16 protein-coding genes are annotated in these 18,667 nt (G+C 71.8%); 5 read left to right on the top strand and 11 right to left on the bottom strand.

Translation table 11 applies throughout. The annotated features are described in order from the left end of the window. The first annotated feature begins 33 nt into the window (after positions 1 to 33). Together KF837_31420 and KF837_31425 are read left to right on the top strand one after the other, a co-directional pair. Complete coding sequence (locus KF837_31420) at positions 34 to 1,896, top strand: serine/threonine protein kinase (protein ID MBX3231877.1); 1,863 nt, start codon at positions 34 to 36, stop codon at positions 1,894 to 1,896. Positions 1,897 to 1,935: 39 nt separating this feature from the next. Beyond that, the gene (locus KF837_31425; GenBank protein ID MBX3231878.1) at positions 1,936 to 3,204 is read left to right on the top strand and encodes a DUF4403 family protein; all 1,269 of its coding nucleotides are present in this window, start codon (positions 1,936 to 1,938) and stop codon (positions 3,202 to 3,204) included. On the opposite strand, the gene KF837_31430 is transcribed toward KF837_31425, so the two are convergent. From KF837_31430 to KF837_31470, 9 genes are all read right to left on the bottom strand, one after another. Beyond that, positions 3,205 to 4,296 carry a phosphatidylinositol transfer protein gene (locus KF837_31430; protein MBX3231879.1) on the bottom strand — a complete coding sequence of 364 codons (1,092 nt, stop codon included), beginning with the start codon at positions 4,294 to 4,296 and terminating at the stop codon, positions 3,205 to 3,207. A gap of 110 nt (positions 4,297 to 4,406) precedes the next feature. Then, positions 4,407 to 5,444 (bottom strand): phosphatidylinositol transfer protein, encoded by a 1,038-nt coding sequence (locus KF837_31435; protein MBX3231880.1) that lies wholly within the window; start codon positions 5,442 to 5,444, stop codon positions 4,407 to 4,409. A 147-nt stretch (positions 5,445 to 5,591) separates the two neighbouring features. Then, positions 5,592 to 6,878 carry a sigma 54-dependent Fis family transcriptional regulator gene (locus KF837_31440; GenBank protein ID MBX3231881.1) on the bottom strand — a complete coding sequence of 429 codons (1,287 nt, stop codon included), beginning with the start codon at positions 6,876 to 6,878 and terminating at the stop codon, positions 5,592 to 5,594. A gap of 33 nt (positions 6,879 to 6,911) precedes the next feature. Then, positions 6,912 to 8,084: a hypothetical protein gene (locus KF837_31445; protein ID MBX3231882.1), complete on the bottom strand. Its 1,173-nt coding sequence runs from the start codon at positions 8,082 to 8,084 to the stop codon at positions 6,912 to 6,914. Continuing rightward, positions 8,081 to 8,893: a hypothetical protein gene (locus KF837_31450; protein MBX3231883.1), complete on the bottom strand. Its 813-nt coding sequence runs from the start codon at positions 8,891 to 8,893 to the stop codon at positions 8,081 to 8,083. The genes KF837_31445 and KF837_31450 overlap by 4 nt, the downstream gene beginning before the upstream one ends. Beyond that, positions 8,886 to 10,331, bottom strand: a complete 1,446-nt coding sequence (locus KF837_31455) for a serine/threonine protein kinase (GenBank protein ID MBX3231884.1) — start codon at positions 10,329 to 10,331, stop codon at positions 8,886 to 8,888. Before KF837_31455 ends, KF837_31450 begins: the two co-directional genes overlap by 8 nt. A gap of 20 nt (positions 10,332 to 10,351) precedes the next feature. Continuing rightward, positions 10,352 to 11,122, bottom strand: coding sequence for a succinate dehydrogenase/fumarate reductase iron-sulfur subunit (locus KF837_31460; GenBank protein MBX3231885.1), 771 nt, complete (start codon positions 11,120 to 11,122; stop codon positions 10,352 to 10,354). Beyond that, positions 11,119 to 12,642 carry an FAD-binding protein gene (locus KF837_31465; protein ID MBX3231886.1) on the bottom strand — a complete coding sequence of 508 codons (1,524 nt, stop codon included), beginning with the start codon at positions 12,640 to 12,642 and terminating at the stop codon, positions 11,119 to 11,121. The genes KF837_31460 and KF837_31465 overlap by 4 nt, the downstream gene beginning before the upstream one ends. Next, complete coding sequence (locus KF837_31470) at positions 12,618 to 13,352, bottom strand: hypothetical protein (protein ID MBX3231887.1); 735 nt, start codon at positions 13,350 to 13,352, stop codon at positions 12,618 to 12,620. The genes KF837_31465 and KF837_31470 overlap by 25 nt, the downstream gene beginning before the upstream one ends. A 133-nt stretch (positions 13,353 to 13,485) precedes the next feature. On the opposite strand from KF837_31470, the gene KF837_31475 reads away from it, so the two are divergent. After that, positions 13,486 to 13,956 carry a tRNA (cytidine(34)-2'-O)-methyltransferase gene (locus KF837_31475; GenBank protein ID MBX3231888.1) on the top strand — a complete coding sequence of 157 codons (471 nt, stop codon included), beginning with the start codon at positions 13,486 to 13,488 and terminating at the stop codon, positions 13,954 to 13,956. 139 nt (positions 13,957 to 14,095) lie between these two features. Beyond that, entirely contained in the window at positions 14,096 to 15,646 is a 1,551-nt protein-coding gene (locus KF837_31480) for a hypothetical protein (GenBank protein MBX3231889.1), read from the top strand. Here the strand turns inward: KF837_31480 and KF837_31485 are convergent. Together KF837_31485 and KF837_31490 are read right to left on the bottom strand one after the other, a co-directional pair. Beyond that, the gene (locus KF837_31485) at positions 15,624 to 15,911 is read right to left on the bottom strand and encodes a hypothetical protein (protein MBX3231890.1); all 288 of its coding nucleotides are present in this window, start codon (positions 15,909 to 15,911) and stop codon (positions 15,624 to 15,626) included. The two genes, KF837_31480 and KF837_31485, sit on opposite strands and share 23 nt — an antisense overlap. 6 nt (positions 15,912 to 15,917) lie before the next feature. Next, positions 15,918 to 17,081, bottom strand: coding sequence for an acyl-CoA dehydrogenase family protein (locus KF837_31490; protein MBX3231891.1), 1,164 nt, complete (start codon positions 17,079 to 17,081; stop codon positions 15,918 to 15,920). Between the two features lie 64 nt (positions 17,082 to 17,145). Here KF837_31490 and KF837_31495 point away from each other — a divergent pair, with 64 nt between their 5' ends. After that, positions 17,146 to 18,600: a hypothetical protein gene (locus tag KF837_31495; GenBank protein MBX3231892.1), complete on the top strand. Its 1,455-nt coding sequence runs from the start codon at positions 17,146 to 17,148 to the stop codon at positions 18,598 to 18,600. Positions 18,601 to 18,667 lie beyond the last annotated feature (67 nt).

Here is an 18,667-nt window from a genome sequence, read left to right on the forward strand (position 1 = left end):
ACCGGTGATATTCTCGAGCGCGGCGGCGCGACCGTGTATCCGCAGGTCTTCGGTAAATACGTCCTCGAGAAGGAGCTCTCTCGCGGCGGCATGGCCCGCGTCATCCTCGCGACGTTGCGCGGCGCGGGCGGGTTCGAGAAGCGCCTCGTCGTGAAGCAGATCCGCGACGAGCTCGCGTTCGACCAGCAGTTCGTCCGCCGCTTCGTGGAAGAGGCGAAGACCACCGTCGCGCTCAGCCATCCGAACATCGTCCCCGTCTACGAGCTCGGCGTGGAGCAGGGCACGTACTTCCTCGCGATGGAGCTCGTCGAGGGCGTGAGCATCAGCGACCTCATCGCCGAGCGGAACGAAGACGGCTCGCGGCGCGTCCTCTCCCCGGAGGAGGGGGCGTACGTCGGCGTCGAGGTCTGTCGCGCGCTCGACTACGCGCACCGCCGGATGAAGGTCGTCCATCGCGACATCACCCCGCGCAACGTGATGATCGACGAGGAAGGACAGGTGAAGCTGATCGACTTCGGCATCGCCGCGCCCGCGCTCGTCGCCGGTCACGAGATCCTCGGCTCGCCGGGGCACATGGCGCCGGAGCAGGTCGACGGCGGCGAGCTCGGCCCGCCGACGGACATCTTCGCGGTCGCGGTCCTCCTCATGGAGGCGTGGACCGGCGCCGCGCCCTTCCGTCGCGCGACGCCGGAGGAGTGCGCGGCGGCGGTGCGCGAGGAGCACCCGAGGCCGAGCGCCTTCGACCCGCGCTTGCTCCCGGTCGACGCGCCGATCGCCCGCGCGATGAGCGTCGATCGCCACGCGCGGCAGCAGGAGGCGAACGAGCTCGGGCGCTCGCTGCGCAGCTTCCTCCAGGGCATCGACGTCGAGGACGTCGCGCGCTCGCTCGGCGCGCGCGTCCGCGAGCTCCGCGAGCAGGCGCACTCGCTCGCGCCGCCGTCGCTGCGCCACGCGCCGCGTCCGTCGACCGCGAGCCAGGGCGAGCTCAGCACGCGCACGTTCGCCGCGCGCGATGAGGCCCTCTCCTGGTCGCGGCCGCCCGCGGCGATGCCGATCGATCCGGACGACGTGCCGGTCCCGAGCACGCGGAAGCTCGACGACAGCAACCCGCGCATCGAGCCCGCACCCATCGCCGAGCCCCCCGACGCTGAGAAGGGGCCCCAGACGCGGCCGCCACAGCGGTCGCGAAGCGACCCGAGCGCATCGCGCGAGGGCCGTGTCTGGGGCGGGGGTGTCGGGGGCGGAGCCCCCGACGCTGAGAAAGGGCCGCCACAGCGGTCGCGAAGCGACCCGAGCGCATCGCGCGAGGGCCGTGTCTGGGGCGGGGGTGTCGGGGGCGGAGCCCCCGACGTCCCCACCGTGCGTCGCCAGAAGGTGGAGCGGCCGGAGAAGGGGACGACCGCGCCGGCGTCGCGAAAGAACGCGGCGATCGCGATCGGGGCCGTCGCCGCGATCGGTCTCGTCCTCTGGCGGACGCGCGGCGAGCCGGCCTCGACCGTCCCTCCGCCGATCGCGCCGCCGGTCACCTCGTCGTCGGTGACGGCCGCGCCCGTCTCCGTCGCGCCGATCGTCTCCGCGCCGCCGCCGCTCAGCGCGCCGCCCCCTCCTTCGGCGCCGCCCCCTCCCACCGCGCCCGCGCCGCCGGTCACGCCGCAGCAGCAGAAGGCGAGCGTCTCCTTCCTCGGCGAGCCCGGGACGCGCGTGTCGGTCGACGGCGTCGCGCGCGGCGCGTGCCCGGTGCGGCTCGAGCTCGATCCCGGTCGTCACGACGTGAAGTTCACCTTCGACCCGACGAAGGAGAGCAAGAGCGACGCCGTCACGTTGAAGAGCGGCGAGCGCGTCGTCGTGCGCTCCGAGTTCACCGGCGCGACGCCGACGATCCGCGTTCAGCGCTGACGCGCCGCTCACCACGGGGCAGCGGTATCATGGGCCGCCATGCGCTGGGCGGCTCTTCTCTTCCTCGTCGGGACCGCGTGTGGAGGCGAGTCGCCGAAGGCGAGCGAGCCCGTGCTCTGCAGGACGACGCTGCCGCCGAAGCCGCCGCTCGCGGCGCCGCTCCCGCCTGCGCCGGTGCCGCCGCCCGCGGGTCCGTCGCGGGTCGTCGCGCAGGCGGAGCTGAAGCTCGCGTCGATCGTGAAGGAGCTCGAGGGCAAGGTCGCGCCGCGCATCGCGGAGCAGCGCGGGCGCCCGATCGGCGCCGCGGGGCAGCTCAACGTTGTCGTCGATCGCGGTCCGTTCTCCGCCGCGGTCGAGAACGACGCGCTCGTCGTGCGCACCGACGTCCGCGCGCGCGCCGAGGCGTGCAAAGGCAGCAGCTGCTACGCGAGCTGCGCGCCGGAGGGCCGCGCGACCGCGACGGTGTCGCTCCGGCTCGGCCCCGACTACCGCTTCGCCCCGTCGAAGGTCGCCTTCGCGTTCACGAAGGGATGCGAGGTCAAGGTCCTCGGCGGCTTCCTCCGCATCGACGTCACGCCCACCATCGCGGCGGAGGTGCAGTCCGCGCTCCGCCGCGTCGAGCAGCAGATCGACGCGAGCCTCCCGCCGCTGAAGCCGCGCGCGGAGAAGCTCTGGGCGGAGCTCGCGAAGCCGCGGCCGCTCCCGCTCGGCGGCTGCGCGATCGTGAACCCGCGCGGCCTCGCGCAAGGCCCGATCGCGGGGACGCCCGAGCTCCTCGCGGTCCGCATCGGCGTGAGCGCGTATCCGGAGGTGCGCTCGCAGCCGTGCGAGCCCGCGGCGCCCGCGCCGCCGCTCCCGCCGCTCGCGCAGGAGCCGGCGATGCCGGAGGAGGACGACGTGCTCCTCGGCCTCGTGTCACCGCTCGCGAGCGCGGCGGGCGCGATCCAGAACGGACCCGTCACCCGCGCCGCCGTCGTGCAGTCGGGCGCGCAGGCGCAGGTCGACGTCACCGTGCGCGGCGAGTCGTGCGGCGACGCGGCCGCGCTCGCGAACGTGGCGTGGGCCGACGATCGGCGCTCGCTCCACTTCGACGCGCCCGAGGTCGTGACGAAGCAGACGTTCGCGCCGGCGATCGATCCGAGCGCGCTCCCCTCCGTCGTCCCCGCGCTCGCCGCGGCCGCGACCGAGCCCGGCGTCGCGGTGAGCGCGAAGGTCTCCGCGGTGAAGCCGAAGGTCGTGGTCCTCCGCGGCGGCGACGTCGTCGCGAGCGTCGCCGTCCGCGGGAACCTCACCCTGACGGAGAGGTGATCACGGCGTGCACACCGCGGCGAGCTCCGCGAACGCCGGCAGGAGCTCGGCGTACGACTCGATGCGGCGCCCCGAGAACTCGCCTTCGATCTTGTAGAAGATGCGGTTCTGCTCGCCGGGGATCTTCGCGTACGCGTTCGAGTCGCTCGTCTTGTTGCCGAACCCGAACGCGGGCGTGAGCCCCTTCGCGGCGAGGAGATCCATCTCCGCCGTCTTGAAGCGCGCTGCCTTTTCGCTCTGGAACGCGCCGGTCGTGAACGGCGACGTGCGGACGAGGCCGGGCGGGAAGCCGCGCTCGGCGACGAACGCGCGCGTCCGCTCGGTGAGCATCTCCGGCCGCGCGGTGAGGTAGAGCGGGCGATAGCCCTTCGCCGCGAGCGCGCGCAGCGCCTCGGGCGCGCTCGCGTGCGTCTCCGGCGTGAAGCCGCCGAGGAGCGCCGCGGCCTCGACCTCCTCCGACGAGGTGAGGGTGCCGTCGACGTCGCTGACGAAGACCTTCGTGCCTTCGGGGACGACGTCGATGAACGTGTCGGCGAACGTCCCGTCGCCCGCGACGACGAGGCGGAGCCGATGGCGGCCGGGGCCGAGGCGTTTGTCCGCCGGGATATCGAAGTAGATCCGGCCGCCGTCGTCCTCGACGCCGTCGACCGTCGCGTGCGCGCCGTCCTTCGTCGTGATCGCGGTGCCGAGCTTGGTCCAGTCGCCGTCGCACTCCGCCTGCGCGAAGACGTCGACCTCCTCGTCGACGAGGTCCTTGTCGTTCGCGCCGTACGTGAACTTGCCGATGATCGTCTGCGGCGCGCCGGGGTTCGCGAAGAAGTCGCGACCGCGGTGGCGCGGCGAGCCGAGCGCGGTCACGGCGTTCGACGTGATCGTGTGACGCCAGCCGCGCGGCGTGAACGAGAACGGCGCGGCCTCGCAGTCGCGGAGCGGCAAACACGCGCCGCCGCCGCCACCACCCGGCGCGTCGTCGTCGTCGTCCGCGTCCGCGCCCGCCGGCGCCGCCTCGCGCGCCGGGTCCACCTGCTCCGACGGAGGCGCCGCGGCGGCCGAGCATCCCACGGCGAAGGCGGCGAGGAAGGCGAGACGCATCGCGGCGTGCTCAAGCAAGCGGAGGTCCATCCGCTCGCCCCGCCAATTTCAGGCCCCGAAGAGCGCCGCCTGGATCGCGCAGGCGCGCCGTTGTCTCTCCGTCGTGACGGTTACTTGCAGACCTCCGGCAGCGCCTCGTAGCCGGGGACGAGCTCCTCGTACGACTCGATGCGGCGGCCGTCGAACGCGCCCTCGATCTTGTAGAAGACCCGGTGCTCCACGCCGGTCACGCTCGTGTACGCCTCCGAGTCGGTCGACTTGTTGCCGAACGCGAAGGTCGGGGTGAGGCCCTTCTCCGCGAGGAGCTTCATCTCGTCGGACTTGAACGAGGACGCGGTGCTGCCGACGCCGGCGCCCGTCGTCTGCGACGAGGTGTGGATGATCCCGGGCGGGAACCCGTGTTTTTCGAGGAACTCGCGCGTGCGCGAGGTCAGGATCTCCGGCCGCGCGGTGAGGTACATCGGGCGGTAGCCCTTCGCGACGAGCGCGCGCAGCGCCTCGGGCGCGCCGGGGTGGGTGCCGGGCTGGACGCCCTTCGCGATCGCGAGGTACTCCGCGTTCTCCGACTCGGTGAGCGTGCCGTCGACGTCGCTCACGAAGATCTTCGTGTCACGCGGAACGACGTCGATGAACGAGTCGGTGAAGGTGCCGTCGCCCGCGACGACGAGGCGCACGCGGTGACGCCCCGGCCCGAGCCGCTTGTCGCGCGGGATCTCGAAGTAGACGCGGCCGCCGTTGTCTGCGACGCCCTCCATTGCCGCGTGCTCGCCGTCGTGTGTCGTCACCGCGGTGCCGACCTTCTCCCAGCCGCTCGCGCAGTCGCGCTGCACGAAGACGTCGACCTCCTCGCCGCGGAGGTCCTTGTCGGTGAGGCCGTACGTGATCTTCCCGAGCACCCACTGCGGCGCGCCGGGGTTCACGAACATGTCGCGCCCGCGGTGATGCGGATCGCCGATGCGAGAGACGAGCGTGGAGGACCAGCGCCTCCACCCCCGCGTCTGGTACGAGAGCTTCGGCGCCTCGCACGCGATCGTCGGCAGGCACGCCGGCACGGTGGTGAGGTCGTCGGTCGACGTCCCTTCCTCCGGCTCGGTGGGGACGGCGCAGGCGGCGAGGAGGAGCGAGAGCGAAAGGAAGGCGAACCGCATGGCCCTCCCGCGAGCAAGGATGGGACCAATGTAGTCCGATGTCGTCAGTGACGAAACCCCGCGATTTCAGGGCTCCCGTGTGGATCGCGCGCGCATCACCCCGCGGTTCGGAGCGAGCTCGCGGCCGATCCGCGCATCGCGCAAGGATCAGCGCACACGCGCGCGAACGAGCTGGAAGTAGCGATGCGCGACGCCGCTCGCGCGCGCGGCGGCGCCGACGTTGCCGTTGTGCTTCGCGAGGACGGCCTCGATGTAGCGACGCTCGAACTCCCAGACGACGCGATCGCGCGCGGCGGGGAAGGCGAGGCCCTCCTGGATGACCGCGGTCACGATGTCGTGCCCCTGCTCGCCGGCGCGATCGGAGAGGTACGTCTTCGAGAGCTCGCCGAACGTCGCGCGCTGCTTCACGACCGCGGCGAGCTCGCGCACGTTGCCGGGCCACGGGTAGTTCTCGAAGCGCGGGAGGAGATCGACCGGCAGGTCCTCCGACCCAGCTTCGGGCGCGTGCTCCTTCCAGAAGTGCTTGGCGAGGAGCGCGACGTCGCCGTGGCGATCGGAGAGGCGCGGGAGCTCGACGCGGCCGCTCGAGAGCTCGAAGAAGAACGCGTCGTCGAAGCGGCCCGCGGTGACGTCGCGATCGAGATCGCGCTTCGTCGCGGCGAAGAGGCGGAAGTCACCGCTCGGCAGCGCGTCGCGCAGCTTCTTCTGCGCGTGACGCGGGACGTCGCCGATCTCGTCGACGAAGAGCACGCCGCCCTTCGCGCGCTCGACGAGGCCGCCCGGCTCCTCCGGCGTGCCGAAGAGGCGCGTCGCGATCTGATCGGACGGGATCGCGCTCGCCTCGAGCACGATGAAGGGGCCCTCCGCGCGCTTGCTCGCGCGATGGAGCTCCTCCGCGAGGAGCTCCTTGCCGGTGCCGGCCTCGCCCTCGATCAGGATCGGGCCGTCGCCCTTCGCGATCGTGTCGAACGCGGGGTAGAGCCGGCGCATCGCGAGGCTCGAGCCGAGGATGCGGCCGAACGAGGTCGTCTCGATCTGACGCGACGAAGGCACCGCTTGCCCGCGCTGGATGCCGAGCACCGTGCGCCCCATGCGGATCGCCTCGCCGCCGTGGAGCGACACCTCCTTGACCGTGACGCCGTTGACGGTCGTGCCGTTCGTGGAGTCGAGGTCGATGAGCTGCACGCTCGCCGCCGTGATCGTGAGCGCGGCGTGGCGGCGCGAGATCTCGGGATCGGTGAGGCGCAGCGTGCAGACCGGGCTCGACCCGACGAGCGCGCGCGTCGGCGACGAGGCGTCGAGGGTGAACGTCTTTCCGACGTCCGGCCCTTCGATGACCGAGAGGACATATGACGCGTCCGTCTCGTCGGGCGCAGCGACGCGAGAACGACGAACGGTGGGACCGACTCCGGGCTGCGGCGGTTTCATCGACATCGCGCCGGATGCTAACGCTCGCGCTCGCCGCCGTCACGGACAGCGGAACGTCTCGTCGCCGCAGGGGGGAGGCTCGGCGTCCTGGAGCACGACCCGCCCGGCCTTGGCGGGGCTCGCGCCGAAGGAGAACGCGCCGCTCAGGTGATCGCACGGCGCGCCGATCCCGTCCTTGCCGGCCGCGGCGATGTCGCGCGCGTCGCACACCTCCGGGCGGAAGCCGCCCTCGAACAACGGGCTCTTGCAGATCGGCAGGGTTCCGATCCGGAGGTTCGCGACCATGGTGAGGTATTGCTCGGCCGAGATGCGCCCTGCGATCTCGCCGTCGAGGCGGTAGGAGCCTCCGTCCTGAGCGCTGAGGGCGCCGGTGAGGACGAAGTCGGCGAGGTCGAACCGGATCGGTCCCGACGTGGTGGGGATCGTGAGCCGGACCGGCCGGCTCGGATCGGGACGCGCCACGAGCTGCCCGCCCGTCACGTACGCCTTCGTGTCGAAGACGAGCGCCTGGCACTGCACCGCGGCGTTGCGGCAGTCCAGCCCGCCGGCGTCGTCGCCGCCGAAGATGCTCTGCGGATCGACGGCCCAGAGATCGCGGCCGTCGAACCGCGGCCTCTCGCGGCCGCCGTCGAGCCGGTCCATCTCGCCGGCGAGACGAATGTTGACGGTCACGCTCGGATCGTCGGGCAAGCCGTTCCAGCCGCGCAGCTCGGCGAGGATCGTGAAGCGGCCCTCGCGGATGGCGTCGGTCACGAACGTGGGGCTGAAGACCTGGGCGGCGCTGGCCACTTGGAGCAGCCTCGCCACCGCGTTGTCGGCGCCGTTGGGGCCGTCGCAGATCGGCTCCGGCTTGCTGCGTACGCACGAGTCCTGCGGCGCGGTGCAGGTGCACGTGCGATCGAGATCGAGCCCCTTCGGCGGAGGGCCGCTCGCGTCGGGATCGACTTGCGTGTCCGCGCGTATGTACTCGAACGCGAGGAGCATCGTGACGTTCTCGACGTTGTCGGCCGCGTCCGGCCGCTCGGGCGGGACGGCGGAGACGCAACCGAGCGGGGCGTCGTCTCCCGCGTCGCTCGGCGGCGGAGGAGCGGCCTCGTCGCCGCCGTCGACGTGCCCGCCCGAGATGCCGTCGAGGAAGCCGGGCCCGCACGCGATCGCGACGCCGGCCACCGCCGCGCATCCGATCGCGAACGTCGCGCGCCAGCGCTTCACCACGTGAGCCCCCGCATCGCGAGCTGCGGACGGCGCGGCGCGAGGATGAACCACGTCGCCGCGGCGAGCACGAGGCCGCCGATGCCGACGCCGAGGAGCACGTTCGCTTTCACGAGCTCGCCCGAGAGGCGATCGCGATCGCTCTCGGGGCAGGTGGGGCCGCAGCGCGCCTTGAGATCGTCGGCCTCGCTCCCGGCGCCGAGCCGCACGATCCCGGCGAAGGCGAGCGCGCCCGCGCCCACCGCCGCGAACGTGCCGGGGACGATCCAGCCGACGAGGTCCCGCTTCGGCTCGGGCTCGATCGCGCGGACCGGCGGCATCGCGGGCGGCGGCTCGGCGGGCGGGCCGAGCGTCACCGCGACGATGCGGTTCTTCTCCGCCTCCGCGAGCATGACGTTCACGGTGACGGGGTCCCAAGGCGCGCGCTTGAAGACGAGGGTGAGCTTGCCGGGGTCGACCGCGATCGCGCGTCCGTCGAGCGACGACGCGACGAGGTCGCCGTTCAGCTCGACGCTCACGTCGGTGAGGTCGGCGCCCTTCGCGTCGGTCGCCTTGAGCACGATCGTCGGCTGCGCGGCTTCGACCTGGCGCAGCACCTCGGCGCAGTCGACGCGCACCACCGCGGGGCACTCCTGCTGCGAGCAGACGAGGAGCGACTCGGTCGACTCCTTGAAGTGACCCTCGCGCCGCGCGCGCTGTCCCTTGTCGAACGCGGCGATGCACTCGTCCTTCTTCGGCGCGGCGAGCGCGGGGGGGCTCGCGAGGACGCCGGCGAGCAGGAGGAGGAGAAGGAGGACGCCTCTAGTCATTGACGCATTCGGAGCGGTAGTGCCGATCTCCGTTGGCGTCGATGGTATACGGGACGCGGCAGTCCGGCTTCTTGGTCGGCTTGATCTTCGGCGCGCCCGGCTTCGCCGGCGGACGCGCCGACGCCGACGGCGGCGGTTCGGGCCCCGGCTCGGGCTCCGGCTCCGGCTCCGGTGGAGGCGCGGACGGCGGCGCGGCGGCGGAGGTGACCGCGGGCGGGGGCTCGGGCGGCGGCGCGCTCGGCGCGGTTCGCCCCGACCTGCTCCCGATCACGAAGGCTCCGCCGACGAGGCCGAGCACGAGCACCGCGCCTCCGGCGACGAGCGCGATCGAGCGTCCGCGTCCGCGCGCCGGCGTCTCCGGGACGATCGAGCGGTTGCTCACGGTGGGGCCGGCCGTGATCGTCGCGTGCACGGTGAGGATCTCGGCGAGCGCGCTCACCTCCGCCGGGCTCGACTCGCCCGCGAACGAGGTGCGGCTCTGTCGAAGCCGCGTTTGCCGCGACTCGATCTCCTCCGCCGCGAAGTCGCGCACGAGCGCGGCGACGACGTGACGCGGAGCGGGCGGCATCACCTCCGCGAGCGCGGTCGCCATCTCGGCCGCGCTGCTCCAGCGGTCCTCCTTCTCCGCCGCGAGCGCCTTCATCACGACCGCGTCGAGCGCGGGACCGAACGGCTCGTCGGTGAAGAGGCTCGGCGGCTCGACCTTCGTGTCGAGCACCTGCTTGATGATCGCCCCTTCGTTCTGCGCGGTCACGAGGCGGCGCCGCGCGAGCATCTCCCAGAGGACGACGCCGACGGCGTAGACGTCGCTCCGATGATCGACCTCCTCCCCGCAGATCTGCTCCTTCGACATGTACGCGAGCTTGCCTTTGACCTCGCCGCTCTGCGTGACGTACCGGCGCGACGCCGCCTTCGCGACGCCGAAATCGAGCACGCGCCCGAGCCCGTCGCTCCCGACGTGGATGTTCTGCGGGGACACGTCGCGATGGACGACGTGCAGCGGCGCGCCGTTGTCGTCCCTCAGCTCGTGCGCGGCGTGGAGACCATGGAGCGTGTCGCAGATGATCGCGGAGACGATCGCGTGGCTGATCGCCGAGCGCTTCGGCGAGCCGCCGGTGAAGGCGCGGCGGAGCAGCGTCGCGAGCGAGATGCCCTCGATGTACTCCATGACGAGGAGCACGTTCGCCTCGGCGCACACGATGTCGAGGGTGGGGACGACGTTGGGATGACGGATGCGCGAGGTGAGCGTCGCCTCGTCGAGGAACATCGCGCGGAACCCTTCGTCCTTCGCGTACTGCGGGTGCATGCTCTTGATCGCGACCGTGCGCGCGAACCCGAACGGGCCGTGCTGGCGCCCGAGGTAGACCGTCGCCATGCCGCCGGTCGCGAGCTCTCCGATGAGCTCGTAGCGATCGACGCGTTGCTCGGCCGCGATCATGAGGGACCGATGATAGCGGATTACTCGTCGGGGTCGTCGCTCGGGAGCACCGGCAGCGCGCGACGCTTGCGCGGAGGAGAGAGACGGTCCCACACCCAGCGCAGCGGGTCGCTCCGATCGGCGAGGCGCTCCTTCAGCGGGATGATCGCGTCGTCCGTGATCCGGATCCCCTCCGGGCACACGTCGGTGCAGCAGCGCGTCACGTTGCAGTATCCGAGCCCCAAGGTCTCCTGCACCGGCTTACGCCGATCGAGCGCGTCGAGCGGGTGGAGCTCGAGGCTCGCCGCATGCAAGAGGTGGCGCGGCCCCACGAACTGCCGGTAGAGCTTCTGATCGCGCAGCACGTGGCACACGTCCTGGCAGAGGAAGCACTCGATGCACTTCCTGAGCTCGCGCTGCCGCTCCACCTCCGCCGCGCCGAGCGCGCCGTTCGGATCGGGCTGGAACGGCGGGACGCGCCGCGCCGCCTCGTACGCGCGGCTCGGATCGGTGACGATGTCCTTCACGAGCGGGAAGGTGCGGAGCGGCGTGATCGTGAGCGCCTCCTCGTTCTCGTAGAGCGAGAGCGGCGTCGTGCACATGAGGACGGGGCGGCCGTTCACCTCCGCGCTGCACGATCCGCAGCGGCCGGCCTTGCAGTTCCAGCGCACGGCGAGGTCCGGCACGAGCGAGCGCTGGATCGCGAGCACCGCGTCGAGCACGACCATGTCCGGGAACGTGTCGATCTCGTATTCGCCGAACGAGCCGGGCTCGTCGGTCGTCGGATCGGAGCGCCAGATGCGGAGCCTCATTCGAGCTCCTCCTCCAGCAGCACCGCCTGGATGTCCTCCGGCAGCGCGGGGAGCGGCACCGCCTCGAGCTCCATCCGGCCGCCCTCGCCGAGCCGCGCGATCCAGCTCACCTTCGCGAGCTCGGGGTCCTCCTCCGGCGCCTCCGCGCGGGCGTGGCCGCCGCGGCTCTCCCTCCGCGCGAGCGCGCCGCGCGTGGTCGCCTCCGCGACGAGGAGGAGGCTCTCGAGGTCGAACGCCTCCTGCCAGCCGGCGTTGTACGCGCGCGTGCCGGTGACCTTCACGTTCGCGAGCGCCTCGCGGAGCCGCGCGATGTCCTCGATGCACGCGTGGAGCCCGGCCTCGTCCCGCACGACGCCGCAGTATGCCTGCATCACCGCGCCGAGGTCCTCGCGGACCTCGAACGGGTTCTCGCCCTCGTCGCGATCGAACGGCGCGAGCGCCTCGCGCGCGAGCGCGGCGAGCTCTTCGCGCTCGGCGGTCTTCTTCTTCGTCTTCTTCTTCGCGTGCTCGCCGGCGTGGAGCCCGGCGCGGCGGCCGAACACGAGCGACGCGACGAGCTCGTTCTCGCCGAAGCGGTGGCTGCCGTGGAGGCCGCCCATGCACTCGCCGGCGGCGAAGAGCCCGCGCACGCGCGACTCCTGCGTCTCGGGGTCCACGCGGATGCCGCCGAGCACGGCGTGCGCGGTGGGCCCGACCTCCATCTCGCCGAGGTAGACGCCGCCGTGCGGCGAGCCGCGACCGGCGTCTACCTCGCCCTTGATCGCGCGCGCGACGACGTAGTCGGGCGCGTCCGCGACGAAGCGCTCGCCGTTCGCGTTGCGGAGCGCGGCGACGTCGCCCGCGACGCAGCGGCCGCGCGTGCTCGGCGGCCACACGACGCCGAGGGGATGGAACTGCACGAGCTCCGGATCGACGAGCGCGGCGCCGAGGCGGTACGCGAGCGCCTGCCCGTCGCCGGTGCACTCCCACGAGCTCGAGCTGATCTCGAACGCGCGCCCGGCGCCGCCGGTCGCGAGCACCACCGCCTTCGCCTCGAACGCGACGAAGCCGCCGTTGTCGCGCCGGATCCCGAACGCGCCGGTCACGCCGTTGCGATCGCCGAGGAGCCGCGTGATCGTGTGCTCCATGTAGACGTGGATGCCGGTGTGGGACGCGTGTTGCTGCAGCGTGCGCAGCACCTCGAGGCCGTTGCGCTCGCCGGTCGGATCGAGCACCGCGCCCCAGCGCTCGAGCTCGGCGACGCGGTCCTCTGCCTCCGTCGCGAGCGTCTTCACCATGCGCCAGTCGGCGAGGTAGCGGCCCGCGCGCATCACGTCGCGGAAGTGCGCCTTCCAGTCGGCGCGCGCGTCGAGCGGTCCGCGCGCGGTCACGGTGTGCGCCTTGCCGAGGAGCGTCTTGCACACGATCGCGACGTCGAGGCCCGCGGTGCGCGCCTCGAGCGCGGCGCGGAGGCCGGCGGCGCCGGCGCCGATCACGAGCACGTCGTGCGCGTGGACTAGAAGAGACGAAAGTCCATCCATGCGCCGGTCGCGATCGAGCGGACGTAGACGTCGGTGAGGCACACGCTCGCGAGGGACGCCCAGCCGAGGAGGGCGTGGTGCTCCGTGAGCTTCGACACCCCTCGCCACACGAAGCCGAGGCGCGCGCCGGTGAAGCGACCGACGAGGTGACGGAACGAGTGACACGAGAACGTGAACGCGGAGAGCAGCGTGCAGTTCACGAGGATCACGAAGGACCCGACCCCGGCGCCGAAGCGGTCTTCCCAGGAGAGCGAGCGCGCGAAGTCGAGCCAGAGCATGACGAGGAAGACGAGCGCGAGGTAGAGCGTCCAGCGGTGCAGGACCTGGAGGAAGGCGAGCTTGCGCTCTCCTTCGTAGCGCGCGCTCGGGGCCGCGCCGACGCTGCACGCCGGCGGCGACATGAAGAACGCGCGGTAGTACGCCTGCCGGTGCGCGTAGCAGGTGAGGCGGAAGAGCGCGGGGATCGGGAGCACGAGCGTCGCCGGCGTGAGGAGCGGGACGCCGAAGCCCTTCGTCTCGAAGTACGGCGACGCGAGCGGCGACACGTACGGGCCCCACGTGTACGCGCTCCCTTCGAGCGCGCGGAACGCGGCGTAGACGACGAAGACGGTGAGCGCCAGGAACGTGACGAGCGGCGCCACCCACCAGTTGTCCCGGCGGAGCGTCTGCCCCAACCCGTCTACGACGGGAAGTCGCACGACCGTTCTCATGCGCCCTCATTTTTAGACCGTCGCTTCCGGCGCGTCGATCGCGAACGTGATCCCGTCGTAGGATTCCGCGCGCGTGACCACGCCTCCGTCGCCTCGTCTGCGCGCCGCGAAGCCGGCGAATCCATTTCACCTCGTGCTCGTCGAGCCGGAGATCCCGCCGAACACCGGGAACGTCGCGCGCCTCGGCGCGGCGACGGGCTCGCCGCTCCACCTCGTCGGCCGGCTCGGCTTCCGCATCGACGAGCACAGCGTGCGGCGCGCCGGCGTCGACTACTGGCACCTCGTCGACGTGCGGCAGCACGTCGACTTCCCGCAGTTCGTGCACGCGTTCGCGCAGGCCTCCCCCGGCGGGAAGCTCCACCTCTTCAGCGCGCTCGCGACGAAGAGCTACCTCGACGCCGACTTCGCGCCCGGCGACGCGCTCGTGTTCGGGAGAGAGAGCGTCGGCCTCTCCGACGAGCTGACTGCACAATACAACGATCGCCTCGTCGGGATCCCGACCCTCGGCGCGGTGCGATCGCTGAACCTCGCGAACGCGGTCGGCATCGCGCTCTTCGAGGCGCTCCGGAAGAGCGGGGCGCTCGCGCCGACCTTCCTCGGTTGAGCAGGCCGCTGCGCAACGCGCGCTTGGCGCAGGGATGCTCGAGATCCGCGTCCGGCCCCCGCCGGGCGACGCGCGCCCGCCCTAACTACGCGGAATTACGGCGTGGCGCGAAGGTACGACCATTGCTCACCCCTCGGCCATGCGCGCGCTCCTTCCTCTCTTCTTCGTCGCCCTCGCCGCCTGCGCGCCGGCCTACGACGAAGACGAAGACGCTCCGGCCGTCGACGTCGCGAACATCGCGGGCTGCACCACGATCGGCGAAGCCGAGGTGCCGCTCGCGACCGCGCGCGCGGACGGCGAGATGGTCCTCACGCTCGACGCGCAGGCGCTCAGCAGGACGTCGTGGGCGGAGAAGGGCAACGAGGCGGTCGTCCTCGAGGTCCGCGGCGGCGGCGCGCGCGTCGGTCACCTCGTGCTCCATCAGGGCGCGGACGCGTTCGGCTACGGCATGCACGTCGGCGCGCTGAAGAAGGGCGACGCCCTCACGATCAAGGTCTCGAGCCTCAGCGCCCCGCGCGCCGCGCGCGGCGCCTGCATCTCGAACGCGAAGCTCGCCGCGCCGGCGCCGGACATGGCCGAGGGCGTCGCGCACGCGCCGATCCTGAAGTGGCCCGCGCAGAAGTCGTTCAACGATCTCCCCGTCCTCACCGGCTGGTCGCGCAAGGGCAAGAGCTACCAGCTGACGTACACGCACGAGGACGGCGGCACGGTGGAGCTCTGCGGCGGCGGCGCGCGCGGGATGCGCTCCGAGATCGCGCGCTGGGGCCGCGGCCTCGACATGGAAGGTGGCTGGTCCTACGGCGGCGCCGGCAAGTTCGGGCGCTGCACCGGCGGCGTGGCGCCTTCGCCCGGCGCGCCGCGCATGGAGTCGGAGCACCCTGTCCTCTATTACGGCGACGGTCACAACCGGCTCTTCGAGAGCCGCGGCGGCTACGGGCAGAAGTGCGGGACGTCGCGGGACAACAAGACGAACGGCGACCTCGACGGGTGGAACAAGAACAACCCCGGCAACGACGCCGCGAACGACGACCCGTTCACGATCGTGCTCCGTCCGATCCCGGTCGACGGCGACGCGATCGGCATGGCCGAGCTCGGCGGGCGGCGCGAAGGCCTCGTCGATACGTACGCGCCGTGGCTCTATCGCCTCGTCGACTCCGAGCTGAAGCGCGAGGGGCGCGTCGACGGCGCGCTCACGTTCTCGATGGAGCGCTACCTCTTCGCCGACGTCTACGCCGACGACGTCGGCGGCTCGGGCGACGAGACGTGCGGCCCGATCCCGTTCGTGCCCGGCGTCTCGCGCGTGACGGGCGGCTTCCGCCTGAACGTCGAGACGCGCGACGGCAAGGTCGCGCGGGGGCCGCAGATGACGGCGAGCTACTTCGCGGGCGGCAGCGGCGTGAAGCGGATCGCGATCCCGCTCCCCGAAGGCGTGGAGGCTGACGACATCGTGAAGGTCGTCTTCGACGCGTACGACGACGACGGCATCTACTTCCTCGCCCTCGGCGACGCGTTCATCCCGCGCGCCGACAAGTCGAACGGCGCCGTCCTCGACTACGTGAACAAGGGCCTGAAGCGCGCCGACGTCTACGTCGACGACGACCGCAGCGGCTGCGTCGACGGAAAGAACACGAAGAACGGCGTCGCCTACCCGTGCGCCGGCTCCGCCTTCACGCTGAAGCTCCGCGACTGAGCGCGAGCGGTCCGTAGACGTTCGCCGTCGTGCGTTCGCACCTCGATCCGCCGCTCGTCCTGCGAGACGAGGACGTACTGCTCGATTCGGTGAGCGGAGTGAGCACGCGACCGTTGAAGCGCGACATGAGTCGGCTGTGCTCCGGCGAGCTACCGCCCATCGCGTAGACGACGCCGTCGACCCACTCGTGGTTCTGCTCGCGCGTCTCCTCCGCGCGCAAGAGCTCGTCGTAGGGAACGAAGTCTGGCGTCGCGCGGTCGCCCATGCGCGATCACTCGTAGGCGGCGATGCCGGTGACGTCCTGGCCGAGGATGAGGGTGTGGATGTCGTGCGTGCCCTCGTAGGTGTAGACCGTCTCGAGGTTGCAGAGGTGGCGCATGACCGGGTACTCGAGCGTGATGCCGTTGCCGCCGAGGATGTCGCGGCAGACGCGCGCGCACTCGAGCGCCATCCGCACGTTGTTGCGCTTGATCATCGAGACGTGCTGCGGGCGGAGGGTCTTCTCCTCCTTGTGCTTCGAGACCTCGAGCGCCATGAGCTGCGCGGCCGTGATCTGCGTGAGCATCTCCGCGAACTTCGCCTGCACGAGCTGGTGGCTCGCGATCGGCTTGCCTGCGAACTGCACGCGGTTCTTGGCGTAGTCGAGCGCGCTGTCGAAGCACGCGATCGCGGCGCCGATGACGCCCCACGCGATGCCGTAGCGCGCCTGGGTGAGGCACGAGAGGGGGCCCTTCATCCCCTTCACGTTCGGGAGGATCGCGTCCTTCGGGATGCGGCAGTCCTCCATGATGAGCTCGCTCGTCACGCTCGCGCGCAGCGACGCCTTCTTGTGGATCAGCTGCGCCTCGAAGCCCTTCGCCTCGGTCGGGACGATGAAGCCGTGGACGACGCCGTCCTGCCCGCCGACCTTCGCCCAGACGATCGCGATTTGCGCGAGGTTCCCGTTCGTGATCCAGCGCTTCGTGCCGTTCAGGACCCACGAGTCGCCGTCGTCGACCGCGGTCGTGCGCATGCCGGCCGGGTTCGAGCCCGCGTCCGGCTCGGTGAGGCCGAAGCAGCCGATGATCTCGCCCTTCGCCATCTTCGGCAGGTAGCGCTCCTTCTGCGCCTCCGAGCCGTAGGAGTGGATCGGGTACATCGCGAGCGAGCCCTGCACGCTCGCGAACGAGCGGATGCCGGAGTCGCCGCGCTCGAGCTCCTGCATCGCGACGCCGTAGCCCGCCTGCGAGAGGCCGGCGCAGCCGTACCCTTGCAGGTTGCACCCGAGGAGGCCGAGCCCCGCGATCTCGGGGATGAGCTCCATCGGGAAGGTCCCCTTCTCGTAGTGCTCCGAGATGGTGGGGAGGATCTTCGCGTCGACGAAGGCGCGGACCGACTTCTGGATCGAGCGTTCTTCGTCGGTGAGATGGCGGGCGATGTTGAAGAAGTCCGGCATGACGCCGCCCCACGTAGCACGGCGCCCGCCGCGTGCCGACTCGATTTGGAATAAGCTGAAAACCTTGAGCTTCAAGTCTCGCTTCCCCCTCGGCGCCGCGCTCGTCCTCATGCCGCTCGCGTGCACGCTCGCGTACCCGCTCGGCGGCTACGACGACGGAGCGCAAGCGGCCGCCGACGCTGGTCTCGACGCGAACGCGATCGAGGACGGCGGCGAGGCCGCGCCGCCCGACGGCGACGCCGCCGCGACGGAGAACGATCCCGATCCTTCGCCGATGCTCGCGTACGCGAGCGGCGCCGCGATCCGCTATCGCCGCTGGAACGCCGCGACGAGCTCGTGGAGCGCGCCCGCCGACGGACCCGCGATCGCGAGCGGCCGCGACGTGCGCGGCGTCGCGCTGAAGCGGTCGACCGTCAACGGCCGCCGCACGCTCGCGGTGTACACGGTGGCCGGCGGCGTCTCCGACGCGGAGCTCGCGGTGTACGACTGGATCGGCGGCTCGTTCCGCGAGGCGTTCCGGGCGCGCGACTTCGGCGCGCGCCCGGAGTGGCGCACGTTCGATCTCGCCTGCGACGGCAAGAGCGGCAACACGTATGTCGTCTACAGCAACGCGACGACGGGGAGCCCGCGCCTCCGCTCGCGCGACGATCGCGGATGGACGGAAGAGCGCGGCGCGTTCGCCGACTCGATCGGCGAGACGCTCACGTTCACCGAGCTCGTCACGCGGCCCGGCACCGACGACATGACGCTCCTCTACGTCGACGGCTCCCGCCACTTCGCCGCGGCGCGCCTCGCCGGGAACGGCTTCGAGCCGCCGGCGCGCCTCGCGGGCACCATCAGCGTGACGGAGCACAAGGCGTTCGCCGGCGCGTACGAGAGCAAGAGCGGCGACCTCTTCGTGACGTGGGCGGCCGAAGGCACGTTCAACTGGAACACGGTCCCTCCCGGCGCGGCGGCGATCCCTCCCGCCATGTCGGAGCCTCACCCCGACGTCTCCCAGACCGGCGTGATGGCGGTGGCGGCGGATCCGTCGAGCGATCGGATCGCGCTCGCGCTCCTCGAGTCCGTGTGCGGGATGAAAGACTGCGACGACTGGAGCCTCGACATGTGGAACGGCGCCGGGCTCGACGGGCTGGCCACGCTCGACGGGGACATCACGCAGTCGTACGCGGGGCTCGAGGCCAACGCGCCGATCGCGGTGGGCTGGGCCGGCGGCCAGGCCGTCGCGGTCTACTTCCGCGACGCGGACGGCTTCCGCTGGGGCCGCTGGCGCGACGGCAAGTGGGTCCTCCAGCCGCCGTTCGTACCGCGCGACCCGATCGGCCCGAAGGCGAGCTTCGTCACGTTCCGCTCCGGGAGCGACCTCGTGCTCCTGATCGAGGAGCTCTCCGGGAAGCTCTGGGCGAAGCGCTTCGACGGCACGAGCTGGAGCGACACCGAGGGCGCTGGCCCGCTCGCGGAGGGCCTCCCCAACCCCGACGACTTCAACGGGATCACGTTCGCGATCGACGCGCCGTGACGAGCGCGCCGCCGACCGTTGTTGCAACCGCGGCGCTTGGAAAGTAGCCTCGCTCGCGTCGTGCGCA

This window comes from Labilithrix sp. (assembly GCA_019637155.1).
GTDB lineage: Bacteria > Myxococcota_A > Polyangia > Polyangiales > Polyangiaceae > Labilithrix.

Coding starts and splice junctions, on each gene's coding strand:
- KF837_31455 (MBX3231884.1), bottom strand. CDS start 10,331: ATGATCGCGGCCGAGCAACGCGTCGATCGCTACGAGCTCATCGGAGAG.
- KF837_31485 (MBX3231890.1), bottom strand. CDS start 15,911: ATGGGCGACCGCGCGACGCCAGACTTCGTTCCCTACGACGAGCTCTTG.
- KF837_31460 (MBX3231885.1), bottom strand. CDS start 11,122: ATGAGGCTCCGCATCTGGCGCTCCGATCCGACGACCGACGAGCCCGGC.
- KF837_31470 (MBX3231887.1), bottom strand. CDS start 13,352: ATGAGAACGGTCGTGCGACTTCCCGTCGTAGACGGGTTGGGGCAGACG.
- KF837_31490 (MBX3231891.1), bottom strand. CDS start 17,081: ATGCCGGACTTCTTCAACATCGCCCGCCATCTCACCGACGAAGAACGC.
- KF837_31480 (MBX3231889.1), top strand. CDS start 14,096: ATGCGCGCGCTCCTTCCTCTCTTCTTCGTCGCCCTCGCCGCCTGCGCG.
- KF837_31425 (MBX3231878.1), top strand. CDS start 1,936: ATGCGCTGGGCGGCTCTTCTCTTCCTCGTCGGGACCGCGTGTGGAGGC.
- KF837_31450 (MBX3231883.1), bottom strand. CDS start 8,893: ATGACTAGAGGCGTCCTCCTTCTCCTCCTCCTGCTCGCCGGCGTCCTC.
- KF837_31430 (MBX3231879.1), bottom strand. CDS start 4,296: ATGCGTCTCGCCTTCCTCGCCGCCTTCGCCGTGGGATGCTCGGCCGCC.
- KF837_31465 (MBX3231886.1), bottom strand. CDS start 12,642: ATGGATGGACTTTCGTCTCTTCTAGTCCACGCGCACGACGTGCTCGTG.
- KF837_31435 (MBX3231880.1), bottom strand. CDS start 5,444: ATGCGGTTCGCCTTCCTTTCGCTCTCGCTCCTCCTCGCCGCCTGCGCC.
- KF837_31440 (MBX3231881.1), bottom strand. CDS start 6,878: ATGTCGATGAAACCGCCGCAGCCCGGAGTCGGTCCCACCGTTCGTCGT.